The organism is Nocardia carnea, from assembly GCF_029868325.1.
Classification (GTDB): domain Bacteria; phylum Actinomycetota; class Actinomycetes; order Mycobacteriales; family Mycobacteriaceae; genus Nocardia; species Nocardia carnea_C.
Genome location: NZ_JARWNW010000023.1, coordinates 1 through 12,408, shown reverse-complemented (window position 1 = coordinate 12,408; position 12,408 = coordinate 1). Strand labels below are relative to the sequence as shown.

Genomic DNA, 12,408 nt, shown 5'->3' with positions numbered 1-12,408 from the left:
AGAGCGCGACGAGAAAACGGTCCGCGTGGATCACCGCGCCGTCTGCGGTCACCAGTTCGACGGGGCCGTCGACCAGCGCAGGCCCGTCCTCGGTGAAAACGATCCGGGTCGGTTCGGCTCCCGCCGTGGGCGCCGTGCCGGAATCGGCCTCCGGTTGTGTGGACGGCACCTCGGGCCGGGTAGCTGTGTCCCGCGACCGTGGGTCGCCGGCCGGTGCAGGAGTATCGGCAGGCGCGCCCGCGCCGCGTATCGTCGCGACCGGGCCGACCCGGCACTCGGCCGCACGGGAAGAGGCCGGGCGCGGATCGGCCGGCGCCGGGGGAGCGGGACGATCGCCGACCGCCTGCTCCGTGGGGCCGATCGGTTTCTCATCGTGTTCGGTCGGCACGGATCACCACCAACTCCTCGTGCTGCTGCCCGGGCCGGATCAGGCCGTGGTCGCGGAGCCAGCTGCTGCGGCGGGCCAGTACCGGGCCGAAGGGGATCACCGTCCGCGCGACCACGGTCGCCTTCAGGCCGCCACTGCGGAGCTGGCGCAGGCTGGTCGCGGTCCCGGAGAGGGCCGAATGGACCATGAGGGCCGTGCCGCCCGTGGTCAGCAGGCGCGGCATCATCGCGCACAGCGGGTCGAGCAGGGAGCGCCCGTGCCGGCCGGCGTCCCAGGCGCGGGCGGCCCGGCCGGCGGGCCGCGGTTCGTCGCTCGGCACATACGGCGGGTTGGCGACGATGACATCGAATGTCCGGCCCGAGACCACCTCGGTGACATCCCCGCACAACAGCTCCAGCCGCACCCCGTGCAGCCGGCTGTTCAGCCAGGCCGAGGTCACCGCGGCCCGGGACAGGTCCACCGCGGTCACCGCCGCCGCACCCGTCCGGGCGGCGTGGATGGCCAGCGCCCCGGTGCCGGTGCAGGCGTCGAGCACCCTGGCACCGTCCGGTAGCGCCGCTTCGGTCATGGCACGGGCCAGCAGCCAGGTATCGGGCTGCGGCCGGTACACCCCTGGCGCACGAACCAGCATCGGGCTCACCCGGCCTCGGGGCGCAGCGAACTGTCCCCCCTCCGCCAGCAGCCCAGCATCGCCTCGGTGCAGCGGGTTTCGAGCAGTTCGGTGGCCTGGATACCGAAAACCACCGATTCGGCGAGTTCGGGTTCGCGGGCGAGCAGATCGGCGAGTACATCGCGCCGGACGACCTGTTCGTGCACGGCATCCGCGGTGACGTGCTCGGCGTAGAACCGCACGCAGTCCGGATGCGCCGAGAACCGCTGGAGTGCCTCGACCATGACCCGTGAGGCGGGGGAGGAGCTGATCTCCACGGCCGCGAAATGCCCCACCAGGGCGCCACGCAACGACCGGTGCAGCCCGAACAGCGACATCATATCGACCAGTGTCAGCATGGGAGCCGGGACGACGTCGAGATAATGCAGGTAGCCGTCGTCCAGGCCGGCGCCGCGCAGCAGGTCGGCGTAGAGGCGGGCGTGGATCCGGTCGCCGTGTCCGCCGCCGAATTCGTCGAATTCGACCGCCACCAGCGCGGCCTTCGCGCGGCCGCGCAGCCGCGGAATCACCCAGGCGACCGGATCGGCTTCCTTGTGGTGGTAGATCGAGCGCTGGACGAAATATTCGCGCGCCTGTTCCCAGGTGCCCTCGTCACGCAGCCAGGCGGGGGTACCGCCGGCCGCGGGCGCGGTCAGCAGCCGATCCAGTTCCGCGGCCACATCGTGGCCGCCGGGGACCGCGGCGCGTAACGCGTCGGAGAACCGGCGTTCCAGGTCCCGTCGCAAACCGAGCAGGCCGCTGTCCCACTCCCACTCGGGGTCCACCTCGCGGAAACCCTGATAGTGCAGTTCGTAGCAGGTGTGCAGGGCCAGCTGGAGATCGTCGCCGAAGGGGTCCAGCTCCGGTGGCGCCTGGGGTACGGGGCTGCCGGGTGCGGCCGGCAGCAGCGCCACCAGATCGGCGGACAGCGGCCCCCGGGGTGCGGGCAGGCGTATTCCCCGGGCGAGGGTGCCCGGGGCGGCGAGTGTTTCGACCATGGATTCACCTTTCGTGGCGACGATGTCGTCGTCCGTGCGCACCGCGGGGATCAGCGGTGTATCAACCGGCCGGGTACTGCGTGGTGCGCAGCAACCGGGCCAGATGGGCGGCGTTACGCGCTGCCGTGGAATTCGTCGATGCGACGGCGTCGGGCGTGCGTTCGAGGTCCAGATAGTCCACCCCGCTCATCGCCTCGCCGTTCCAGTAGGTCGCGCCCTGGGCGGGGACGGTGAAGCCGATATCGTTGAGCCCCTGGAAGACGTCGGCGACGATCTTGTGCGCGCCGTCCTCGTTCCCCACCACGGCCGCCACCGCGACCTTGCCGAACATCGCGGGCCGCCCCGCATCGTCGATTTCGGAGAGTTCGGCGTCGAGCCGTTCCAACGCCCGCTGTGCCACCGAGGACATGTGCCCGAGCCAGGTGGGGGTGCAGAACAGCAGGATATCGGCGCCCGCGACCCGCGCGCGGATATCCGGCCACTGGTCGCCGTCGCCCTCGTCGGCGCTCACACCCGGCCGGATATCGTGGTCGACCAGCCGGATCACCTCGCCGCTCACCTCATGCGCGGTGAGCTCGTCGAGCAGTTGCCGCGCGATCCGGTCGCTACTGGATTCGGCCGGTGATTTCTTCAGCGTGCACACCAGCGCGACTGCGCTCAGAGAAGCCATCGTCGTATGAACCTCCGCTCCTGCCGTGGTGCCCGAGCCGGGGCCGGCTCCCGTTGCCCCCGCAATAGCCGCCCCGGCGCGCGGTAAACGTCTCCTGTCGCGACCGTGACCGCGCCCGGTGTACAGGGTCGGCGACTCGTGCCAGAATGAGGGCGGTTGAAACACACAGCCGAACCCGGTGCGGCGTATGTCGGCAGTCGGGCTCCCCGGATGGGCGCTCCGCTCGTCCGGTCGCTGGTCCCGACCGGGTATGCCAACCGGAAATCCCCTACGCAACGGACGGGATTCATATGTCGGTAACCACCGCCCTGCACCAGATCGAGCAACACCGGGGAAACGATCCGCGCACCGCAGCCGCCGGCCGCATGTGGTCGCGCCGCAGTACCGAATATCCCGACTGCCTGATCGCCCGGGTCGAGGGTGAACTCGACGCGGTCGGGCTCGACGACTTCCGTGCGCTGCTCGGGCACTGTCAACGCGACGGTTGCCGGGTGGTCGTGCTGGATCTGCGCGCTACGACGTTTCTGTGTATCCGTGCCGCATCGGCGCTGTCCGGTGCGAAGAGCGACGCCTGGCGCCACGGGGTCGAATTACGGCTGGTCAGCGGCCGCCGCGATATCGAGCGAGCGCTCCAGATCACGGGCGTCCGCCACCAATTCCGCTATTTTCCGACACTGCGCACGGCGCTGACAGACTGAAATCGGGATACCGACCACCGCCGGAGGGACCGGCGGTGGTCGGCGTATATGCGGAGCTCGCCCGGCCGGAACGCGGCAAGGTGTGATGCACCGCGAAAGCGGATTCCGGCGGCCAGACCATAGGGCTCGATCCGCGGTCGGGAGTGATGCCCGCAGCAGGTTGCCATCCGTTTCCGGTTCGCGGAACAACGATGGGAATCAGGGGCGCGCCCGGACGTCCGGCTCCCCGCCCGATCCGCTGGAGCCGGAAACCGAGCGAGATCTCCGCACTGCGCTCCGCACTGTGCACGCTCGCCCCCGTCATATCGGCTCTGCGCACTGAATTCGGCAATATTGTGCCGATCGTGCACGAGCGCATGGATCGGATCCAGCGCAGGCTCGCGGTTTCGGCCCCCTGATGCGGGGTACCAGCGCATGTGACAATCAGGCCGAGACAGATGCCGCGGCGTCGCCGCTGGGTCAATGCCACTATGGCCCCGGAGGCGCCCCCGGCCCGCGGGTGGGCCGTAGGAACGAGGTGGTGGTGGTGCGCATGGTGGACAGCGTCTCCGACTCTGTGGAAACGACTTCACGGGATACGACGACCGTCGGCGTGCGGGTACCGGCCGAGCACGAGCAGTTGGTGATGCTGCGCGCGCTGGCCGAGACGGTGGCGCTGATAGCCGATTTCGGTTTGGACGAGGTGACCGATATCCGATTGGCCCTGGACGAGGTGGCCACCTCGTTGATCGCGGGAGCCGTTGCCGAGTCGACACTGAGCTGCGACTTCGATTATGACGAGCACCGGATGACTGTGCGCGTAACCTCGACAGCGGCGACCGAATCGCTCCTCGATCAGGAAGGGTTCGGCTGGCATATAGTGCGGACCCTCACGCGTGGGGTCGGCGTCGTGCAGCATCCCTACGACGTGGCGAGGGGTGGATACCCGACCGATGTCGAATTCAGCTGGTACCGAGGGGGCGCCGATGGCGCATGAGGCACCGCGTATCGATCCGGGGCCTTCACGTCGCCATCGTGGCACCGACAGCTACGACGATATCGAGCCGTTGTTCGGCGAAATGGCCGCCGCGCCCGAGAATTCGGCGCAGCGGGCGGCGCTGCGCGCGGAAATACTCGACCGGTGCCTGCCGCTGGCCGAACATATCGCCCGGAAGTTCTCCGGTCGCGGCGAGGCCTACGACGATCTGCTGCAGGTGGCCCGGCTGGGTCTGCTGAACGCCGTCGAACGATTCGATGTCACCCGGGGCTCGTCGTTCCTGTCGTTCGCCGTGCCGACGATCATGGGCGAGGTGCGCCGCCATTTCCGGGACAACACCTGGTCGGTGCGGGTGCCCCGGCGGGTCAAGGAGATCCAGCTGAGCCTGGGGCCCACGATCGAGATCCTGTCCCAGCGGCTCGGCCGGGTGCCGCGGGCCCGGGAGATCGCCGACGAACTCGAGATCGATCTGGTGGAGGTGACCCAGGCGCTGATCGCGGGCAACGCCTACCAGACCTCCTCGCTGGACGCCCCGGCCGGTGAGGACGGCGAATCCGCCGCACCGGCGCTGGTGGATTCGCTGGGAAGCGACGAAGCCTCGTACGGCTGGCTGGAGGACTATCTGGCTGTCGAACCGCTGCTGGACGAGCTCTCCGATCGGGAACGCCAGGTGCTGCGGATGCGGTTTTTCGAATCCAAGACGCAGTCCCAGATCGCCGAGCGGCTCGGCGTCTCGCAGATGCATATCTCCCGGATACTGTCGCGGACCCTGGGGTGGTTGCGGGAGGAAGCGCTGCGCGATTGACCCGCCTCGGTGCGCCGGCGACGGGCCCCTCTCGCCGCGCTCTGGCGTCAGCGGCGGATCAGTGCCGTACCGCTGCGGAATCCGTCGTGCGGGCATACACACCGCGCAGGTAGGCCGCCTGCCCCGCGTGCTGCAGGTCGTCGGCGATCACGCTGATCAGTCGCACCCCCATGGTCACGGGCGGATTCCAGGTCTCGTCCACGATTTCGTCCAGGTCGTTGTCGGTGAGGTTGCCGACGAATCGCAAGGTGTGGGCGTGGACGGCGTCGTAGTAGCCGGTGAGCAGCTCCGCCGGGGCCTGGATCCTGGAGACATCGGCCGGGGTGTCCCCGTAACCGGTCGCGGTGCGGTCGATGGGGAGGTCGAAACGTTCGAACCAGCCGCGCCCGGTCCAGAAGGATTCGCCGCCGGTCAGTTCCGAGAGGTGTTCGTCCTGGACCCGGGTGAGATGCCAGATCAGCCAGGCGATCGAATTGGCTTCCGGGGCTGGCCGGTAGTTCAGGGCCTCGTCGTCGAGTCCGTCGACCGCCTCGTGCACGACCTCGCGGATCCGTTCGATGGCATCGGTGAGCATATCGGCGCTGTTCATGGATTCTCCGTCGCTCGGTGGGGGAGCGGCGCTGCGCTGCGACGGGCCGCTTCCCGCGGTCGGCTCTGCTTTCGTTTCCGAAAGCAATACCACTGCCCGGCGCCGGCAAACCGGAGGGACGCGGCGTCAGCCGGATTCCAGTTCGGCGAGATAGCCGCGCAGGGCGCGTTTCGTCTCGGCGACCAGGGCCGCCCGGTCCTGCCCGTTCGCGGCGACGATGGCCCCTGTCATCGCCCGTACGATCTGTACCGCGACGAGCGCGCTGCGGGCGCGGTCGGTGGCGCAGAGCTGCGGTGCCCGGATCCCGATCACGGAATCCACCCGGCCGAGTAGTGCCTCCTGTAACGGCCGGGTGCCCTCAGCGAGCCCGGCGGGCATATCGGTGTCGGCGAAGAGCGCTTTGGCGCCGGGATGGGTCACGTTGAAGGCCACGAGCGGGTCGATCACGGCGTCGACCAGTTCGTCCAGGCCGATATCGGCGAGGTCGCTACGTTCGAAGGCCGACGCGTGCGCGGCGCGGAAGGATTCCACCAGCCGCACCGACAGGGCCTCGGCGATCGCCTCCTTGTTCGGGAAGAACTGGTACAGCGAGCCGGGGGAGATACCCGCGCGGGCCGCGATGGCATTGGTGGATACCGCTCGGTATCCCATTTCGCCGAACAGCTCCAGCGCGGCGTCGAGGATCTGTGCCATGCGCTGTTTGCCCCGTTCCTGGCGGCGAACGGATCGGGTGTCGGCCACGGCTCCTCCATCTGGTGCGAACAAAGTCCACTGATATTCCAGGATCGCGCCCCTGGAACACCGTTGACAAATGCGAGCTACCGCTCGTATTATCAATTTACGAGCAGTCGCTCGTAAATTCATGCTAGCGAAGATTGCGGAGTTCTCATGTCCCCATTGAGTCGGCTGGGCGCGCTGCTCGCTGCTCGACCCAGACCTGTGCTGGTGGCCGCAATCCTGCTCGTCCTCATCTCGGGGGTGATCGGGGCCGGTGCGATGGGGGAGATGATCCTCAGTCGCTGGGAGGCGCCGGGTACCGAATCGGTGCGCGCACACGAGGTGCTGCAGCGCGAATTCCACACCGGCAACGCGAATCTGATCCTGCTCGTCACCGCGGCCGGCGGGACCGTCGATTCGGCCGAGGTCGCGGCCGCGGGTGCCGCGCTGACCACGGAACTCCGTGCCGACCGAGCCGTTGCCGACGCCTGGTCGTACTGGTCGGCGCACGGCGACCCCACGCTGCGCAGCGCCGACGGACGGCACGCGGTCGTGCTCGCCCATGTGTCCGGTGACGCGACGACGGCACGGGCGCAGATCATCGATCGACTACTGCCCGAGTTCACCCGTGCCGATGACACTGTGCAGGTTCGAGTCGCGGGCGCAGAGGCCGTATCAGGTCAGATCAGCGCCCAGGCCACGCGGGATTTCCTGCGCGCCGAGCTGATCATCATTCCCCTGATGCTGCTGTTGCTGCTCATGCTGTACCGGCGGCTGCGGTTGGCGCTGTACACCTTGGCGGTCGGTCTGTTCGCTGTCTTCGCCACGCTGGCGGCCCTGCGGGTGGTCGCCTCCTTCACCGAGGTCTCGACGTTCGCCGCCAATATCACCTTGGTGATGGGGATCGGGCTGGGCGTCGACTACAGCCTCTTCATCATCTCCCGGTTCCAGGAGGAACTGCGGTCCGGCGCGGCAGTACCCCTCGCGGTCCGCACCGCCGTGGCGACCGCGGGCCGGACGGTGATCTTCAGCGGTCTCACGGTGGCCGCGGCGCTGTCGGTGTTGCTGGTCTTCCCGTATTCGTTCCTGCGGTCGTTCGCCTACGCCGGCGTGCTCGTCGTGGTGATGGCGGTGGCCGGGGCGCTGGTACTGCTGCCCGCGGCGCTGGCCGTCACCGGCCACGCGGCGCTGCCCCGCCGGAGCCGCCCGGTGACCAGTACCGAGCAAGGATTCTGGTACCGGTTCGGTGATGTGGTGATGCGGAATCCGGCGCGTTCCGCGACCGCCGCGATCCTGTTGCTGGCCGTGCTCGCCGCGCCGGCCGCCGGGTTGCGGATCGGCCTGCCCGACGACCGCGTGTTGCCGTCGACTGCCTCCACTCGCCAGGCCTACGACGATCTGCGGGCCACCTTCGACGTCGAGGCCAATGACGCCGTGCATTTCGTGGCGCCCGGCGGCCGGGCCGTATCGCCGGATGCCGTCGGACGGTATGCGGCGGCGCTGTCCAGGGTGGACGGAGTGGCTCGGGTGAATTCGACCGCGGGCGTTTTCGTCGGTGGTGTGGTCGCCGGTCCGGCGCCGGACCCCGGCCGGCTGGTCAGCGAGACCGGAACCCGCCTCGAGGCGATCCCCACCCGGCGGATATTGGCCGGTACCGAGGTTCCCGCCTTCGTCGGCGAACTACGGGCGGTGCCCCGGCCCTTCGGCGAGGTGCTGGTGGGCGGCTATCCGGCCGAACTCACCGATTTCCGGGCCGTGCTCACCGAGCGCATTCCGGCGGTTGCCGTGCTGATCGCGGTGGTGACCTTTGCGGTGCTGCTGGCGATGTCGGGCAGTGTCGTGCTCGCTGCGAAGGCGATCGCGCTGAACCTGTTCAGCCTGGCGGTGATGTTCGGTGTCCTGGTCTTCGTTTTCCAGAACGGTGCTTTCGCCGAGGTACTGGGGTTCACGCCGATCGGCACGCTCGACCCGGCCTTCCCGATTCTGCTGTTCTGTGTCGCCTACGGGTTGTCCATGGATTACGAGGTCTTTCTGCTGTCGCGGATCATCGAGCGTTACCGGGCCACCGGGGACAATCGCCGGGCGGTATTGGAAGGGCTGCAGCGCGGGGCTCCGCTCGTCACCGCGGCCGCGCTGGTGCTGGCCGTGTCCTTCTCGCTCTACGCCACCGGTCAGGTGATGTATCTGCAGATGCTCGGCGTGGGGATCGCGATCGCGATCGTGGTGGATGCGACCGTGATCCGGGCGGTGCTGGTGCCGGCGTTCATGCGGCTGGCAGGGCCGGCGAACTGGTGGGCTCCGCCCGGTTTGCGGCGCTGGGCGGTTCTGCCGAGCGGGCGGGGGACCTCGGCCGATGGCCCGGGAAGCGCCGATGGTCTCCAATCGGTGGCGGGCTGAGACCGGATCCGATTCCGGGTGTGCGTCGAGGCGACGTACGCCCGGTCGCCGCGGCGCCGTAAAAGTGGAACGTGTTCTTGTTGTGGACGACCGTTCGTGCCAAGGTGACCTCATGGATCTGCAGGCACTCGAAGAAATCCGCACTCTCAAGTATCGGTACTTCCGGACTCTGGACCTGAAACAGTGGGACGATTTCGCCGCCACCCTGGACCCGGAGATCGAGGCCCGCTACGGCACGCATGTGATGGGCAAGGAACTGGTGTTCGACAGCCGCGAGGCGGTGGTCGAGTTCATGCGCAACAACACCGGGCCGAGCATTGTGACCACCCATGTCGCCAACCATCCGGAGATCGTCGTCGACGGTGACACCGCGACCGGCAGCTGGCTGTTCGAGGATACGGTGATCGCCACCGAGTTCAATGTCCTGATCCGGGGCTCCGGGTACTACAGCGACCGGTATCGCAAAGGTGCGGATGGTATCTGGCGGATCGCCGCCACGTCCTACGTCCGGATCTACGAATCCTCGCAATCGCTGGCCGATACGCCCAGTCATACCCTGATCAGCAATATGTGGGCGCCGGCCGGCGACAAGTAGGGCTCACGGTACGAGGACCGCGCGTCCGCGGATACGCCCCTGTTCCAGCAGTGCGTAGGCGTGGGCGCCGTCCTCCAGCGGGAACTGTTGGGTACGGGCCTCGATCCTGCCGGCCCGGGCGAGGGCGATGCTGTCGATGAGATCGCGTTTGGTACCGCCGTAGGATTTGCGGACGGTCGCCCCCCACGGCAGCCCGGGGCCGCCCGCGGGACCGGCGGTGATTCCGGGATCTCCGTCGCCCAGTCCGATCATCCGGTACGCGCCGTTGGGGCCGACGCTGCGCACAGAGAGCTGGGCGGTGGCGTCCACCCCGACGAAATCGAATACCGCCTCCGCGCCGCGGCCGCCGGTCAGCTCCAGGATCCGGTCGGCGGTATCGTCCCCCGCCGCCAGCACCTCGTGTGCCCCGCATTCGACGGCCAGCTCCCGTTTGGCGGGGTCGGTATCCACCGCGACGATCCGGGTCGCGGTGAGGGCGCGCAGGATCTGGATCCCCACATGGCCCAGGCCCCCGGCGCCGATCACCACCGCGGTCGACCCCGGATACAGCTGATCGCGGGCGCCGCGGATAGCGTGATAGCTGGTGAGGGCGGCATCGGCCAGCGGTGCTGCGGCCACGAAATCCATATCGCCGATGGGCACGAACGAACTCGCGGGGACGGCCACGTATTCGGCCATACCGCCGTCGGGGCCCAGGCCGGGGCACGGCGGCATGGCGACCCGGCCCGCCGCGCGGCATACGTTCTCGTTCCCGCTCGCGCATTCCGGGCAGTTCCCGCACGACCAGCACAGATACACAATCCCGCGTTCCCCGGTCATATACCCCTCGACCCGGTCGCCCAGTGCCGCGATCGTGCCCGCGATTTCGTGTCCGAGGATCAGCGGTTCGTCGCGGACCTTGAACGGCAGGTGCAGGACGTGCAGGTCGGAGTGACAGATTCCGGAGGCGCCCACCTGTATCAGTAGTTCACCCGGGCCGGGTTCGGGGATCGGTACATCACGTATCTCCAGCCGGCCGGGTTCGGTGAGTTGCAATGCGCGCATGGGGTTTCCTTCGGATCCGGCCGTTATGACGTGTCTCACAAAGTAGGCCCGCCGGCCGGTCGCTGACAAGGGTCGATATTTCTTGACATGCGTCAAATGTGACCCTACGGTTCGGGTGACCGGCATCACTGCCGGCCGGTCTCCGTCGGGCGGCGGAACACGCAGGAGGTCCTATGCCGAACCCCACCGTCGCGGTCATCGGGGCCGGAATCAGCGGTTTGACCACCGGGAAGATGCTCGGCGACTACGGGATCGCCTATACCTGTTTCGAATCCTCGGACCGGATCGGCGGTAACTGGGCCTTCGGGAATCCGAACGGGCATTCCAGCGCGTACCGATCGCTGCATATCGATACCTCGAAGTATCAGCTGTCGTTCCGGGACTATCCGATGCCGGATTCCTATCCCGATTTCCCGCACCACAGCCTGATCAAGGAATACCTCGAGGGTTACGCCGCCGCCTTCGACCTGAAGCGGTCCATCGAATTCGGCAACGGTATCCGGCACGCGCGCCCCGTCGGCGAACGCTGGGAAATCGTGACCGAGCGCGGCGAGAACCGGGAGTTCGACCTTCTGGTCGTCGCGAACGGCCACCACTGGGATCCACGGTTTCCCGATTTCCCGGGCGAATTCACCGGGCAGGCCATCCACTCCCACGCCTATATCGATCCGCGGACCCCGCTGGACCTCTACGGTAAGCGCATCCTGATCGTCGGTATCGGTAACAGCGCCGCCGATATCGCCGTCGAACTGTCCTCCCGTGCGATGGACAACGACGTCTGGCTGTCCACCCGGTCGAGCGCGTGGGTGGTACCGAAGTATTTCGCCGGCACCCCGGCGGATCGTTATTTCCGCACCGTGCCCTATGTTCCGCTGTCCTGGCAGCGCAAACTCGTCCAGACGTTCACGCCCTATATCTCGGGTGACCCGGTGAAATACGGATTGCCCGCACCGAACCACAAGTTCTTCGAGGCCCACCCCACCCAATCCGTGGAGCTGCCGCTGCGGCTGGGCTCCGGCGATGTGGTGGCCAAACCCGATGTGCGCCTGCTCGACGGTGACACCGTGCATTTCGCCGACGGGACGCACAAGGATTTCGACGTCATCATCTACTGCACCGGCTACAACATCACCTTCCCGTTCTTCGACCCCGGATTCATCAGCGCTCCGGACAACCGGATCGACCTGTACAAACGCATATTCAAACCCGGTGTGGACCGGCTCGCGTTCGCCGGTTTCGCGCAGCCGTTCCCCACCCTGTTCCCGTTCGTGGAATGCCAGGCCCGGCTGATCGCCGCCTACGCGGCCGGGTACTACCGGCCGCCGCCGGAAGATACGATGCTGCGGGTCATCGAGGAGGACCGGCAGCGCTTCACCGGGCATATCGTGGACCGCCCCCGGCATACCCAGCAGCTGGATTACTTCGTCTACGAACGCGATCTGCGGCTGGCCGAAATACCCGCCGGTCTGCGCCGCGCCCGCGAGCACGCGGGGCACCCGGCCGGGCAGGCCGGCTGATGGTCCGCTCGCGTACCGACCGGCGCGGACCCCCGCGCGGCGAACAGCGCCGCGAAGCACTGCTGGTCGCGCTGGACGAACTGCTGCGCGATAACGGGGGCCGGCTCGAGGCCGTCGATATCGCCGAGATCTCCCGCCGGGCCGGACTGACCCGCTCGGCCTTCTACTTCTACTTCGAGAACAAGGCCGCCGCCGTGGGGGCCGCCCTCGAGGACATCTACCAGGAAGTGTTCGCGGTCAACGATATTCTCGTCGGCGCGGGGGAGCCGGCGGACCGTATCGAACGCACGATCCGCGGGCTGGTGGATTTCTGGGACCGCCACCGGCATCTCTACAGCGCCGTCCTGGACGCGCGCAGCGCCTCG

13 protein-coding genes are annotated in these 12,408 nt (G+C 68.0%); 7 read left to right on the top strand and 6 right to left on the bottom strand.

Going from position 1 to position 12,408, the window contains the following annotated elements; all coding sequences use genetic code 11:
• Positions 1 to 368: 368 nt before the first annotated feature.
• The 3 genes from QH196_RS00725 to QH196_RS00715 all read right to left on the bottom strand — a co-directional run bounded on the left by QH196_RS00725 (position 369) and on the right by QH196_RS00715 (position 2,705).
• Complete coding sequence (locus tag QH196_RS00725) at positions 369 to 1,019, bottom strand: HemK2/MTQ2 family protein methyltransferase (RefSeq protein ID WP_280413802.1); 651 nt, start codon at positions 1,017 to 1,019, stop codon at positions 369 to 371.
• Between the two features lie 5 nt (positions 1,020 to 1,024).
• Positions 1,025 to 2,035, bottom strand: a complete 1,011-nt coding sequence (locus QH196_RS00720; protein WP_280413801.1) for an iron-containing redox enzyme family protein — start codon at positions 2,033 to 2,035, stop codon at positions 1,025 to 1,027.
• Between the two features lie 61 nt (positions 2,036 to 2,096).
• Entirely contained in the window at positions 2,097 to 2,705 is a 609-nt protein-coding gene (locus QH196_RS00715) for a flavodoxin family protein (protein WP_280413800.1), read from the bottom strand.
• A 290-nt stretch (positions 2,706 to 2,995) separates the two neighbouring features.
• Here QH196_RS00715 and QH196_RS00710 point away from each other — a divergent pair, with 290 nt between their 5' ends.
• The 3 genes from QH196_RS00710 (at position 2,996) to QH196_RS00700 (ending at position 5,184) form a co-directional block, all read left to right on the top strand.
• Positions 2,996 to 3,403 carry an STAS domain-containing protein gene (locus tag QH196_RS00710; protein ID WP_280413799.1) on the top strand — a complete coding sequence of 136 codons (408 nt, stop codon included), beginning with the start codon at positions 2,996 to 2,998 and terminating at the stop codon, positions 3,401 to 3,403.
• Between the two features lie 520 nt (positions 3,404 to 3,923).
• Entirely contained in the window at positions 3,924 to 4,379 is a 456-nt protein-coding gene (locus QH196_RS00705) for an ATP-binding protein (protein WP_280413798.1), read from the top strand.
• Positions 4,369 to 5,184 carry a SigB/SigF/SigG family RNA polymerase sigma factor gene (locus QH196_RS00700; protein WP_280413797.1) on the top strand — a complete coding sequence of 272 codons (816 nt, stop codon included), beginning with the start codon at positions 4,369 to 4,371 and terminating at the stop codon, positions 5,182 to 5,184. Before QH196_RS00705 ends, QH196_RS00700 begins: the two co-directional genes overlap by 11 nt.
• 58 nt (positions 5,185 to 5,242) lie before the next feature.
• Here QH196_RS00700 and QH196_RS00695 read toward each other — a convergent pair whose 3' ends face one another.
• The gene (locus tag QH196_RS00695; RefSeq protein ID WP_280413796.1) at positions 5,243 to 5,773 is read right to left on the bottom strand and encodes a mycothiol transferase; all 531 of its coding nucleotides are present in this window, start codon (positions 5,771 to 5,773) and stop codon (positions 5,243 to 5,245) included.
• A gap of 126 nt (positions 5,774 to 5,899) precedes the next feature.
• Positions 5,900 to 6,514 (bottom strand): TetR/AcrR family transcriptional regulator, encoded by a 615-nt coding sequence (locus QH196_RS00690; RefSeq protein WP_280413795.1) that lies wholly within the window; start codon positions 6,512 to 6,514, stop codon positions 5,900 to 5,902.
• Positions 6,515 to 6,661: 147 nt separating this feature from the next.
• On the opposite strand from QH196_RS00690, the gene QH196_RS00685 reads away from it, so the two are divergent.
• Both QH196_RS00685 and QH196_RS00680 read left to right on the top strand, forming a co-directional pair.
• A complete protein-coding gene (locus QH196_RS00685) occupies positions 6,662 to 8,887 on the top strand; it encodes an MMPL family transporter (protein ID WP_280413794.1) in 2,226 nt (741 codons plus the stop codon).
• Between the two features lie 112 nt (positions 8,888 to 8,999).
• Entirely contained in the window at positions 9,000 to 9,482 is a 483-nt protein-coding gene (locus QH196_RS00680) for a nuclear transport factor 2 family protein (RefSeq protein WP_280413793.1), read from the top strand.
• A 3-nt stretch (positions 9,483 to 9,485) separates the two neighbouring features.
• Here the strand turns inward: QH196_RS00680 and QH196_RS00675 are convergent, their stop codons facing one another.
• A complete protein-coding gene (locus QH196_RS00675; RefSeq protein ID WP_280413792.1) occupies positions 9,486 to 10,526 on the bottom strand; it encodes an NAD(P)-dependent alcohol dehydrogenase in 1,041 nt (346 codons plus the stop codon).
• Between the two features lie 173 nt (positions 10,527 to 10,699).
• On the opposite strand from QH196_RS00675, the gene QH196_RS00670 reads away from it, so the two are divergent.
• Entirely contained in the window at positions 10,700 to 12,043 is a 1,344-nt protein-coding gene (locus QH196_RS00670; protein ID WP_280413791.1) for a flavin-containing monooxygenase, read from the top strand.
• Positions 12,043 to 12,408, top strand: a 366-nt coding sequence (locus QH196_RS00665) for a TetR/AcrR family transcriptional regulator (protein WP_280413790.1), incomplete at its 3' end; no start/stop codon positions are given. The genes QH196_RS00670 and QH196_RS00665, both read left to right, overlap by 1 nt.

Coding starts and splice junctions, on each gene's coding strand:
- QH196_RS00725 (WP_280413802.1), bottom strand. CDS start 1,019: ATGCTGGTTCGTGCGCCAGGGGTGTACCGGCCGCAGCCCGATACCTGG.
- QH196_RS00720 (WP_280413801.1), bottom strand. CDS start 2,035: ATGGTCGAAACACTCGCCGCCCCGGGCACCCTCGCCCGGGGAATACGC.
- QH196_RS00715 (WP_280413800.1), bottom strand. CDS start 2,705: ATGGCTTCTCTGAGCGCAGTCGCGCTGGTGTGCACGCTGAAGAAATCA.
- QH196_RS00710 (WP_280413799.1), top strand. CDS start 2,996: ATGTCGGTAACCACCGCCCTGCACCAGATCGAGCAACACCGGGGAAAC.
- QH196_RS00700 (WP_280413797.1), top strand. CDS start 4,369: ATGGCGCATGAGGCACCGCGTATCGATCCGGGGCCTTCACGTCGCCAT.
- QH196_RS00695 (WP_280413796.1), bottom strand. CDS start 5,773: ATGAACAGCGCCGATATGCTCACCGATGCCATCGAACGGATCCGCGAG.
- QH196_RS00685 (WP_280413794.1), top strand. CDS start 6,662: ATGTCCCCATTGAGTCGGCTGGGCGCGCTGCTCGCTGCTCGACCCAGA.
- QH196_RS00680 (WP_280413793.1), top strand. CDS start 9,000: ATGGATCTGCAGGCACTCGAAGAAATCCGCACTCTCAAGTATCGGTAC.
- QH196_RS00675 (WP_280413792.1), bottom strand. CDS start 10,526: ATGCGCGCATTGCAACTCACCGAACCCGGCCGGCTGGAGATACGTGAT.
- QH196_RS00670 (WP_280413791.1), top strand. CDS start 10,700: ATGCCGAACCCCACCGTCGCGGTCATCGGGGCCGGAATCAGCGGTTTG.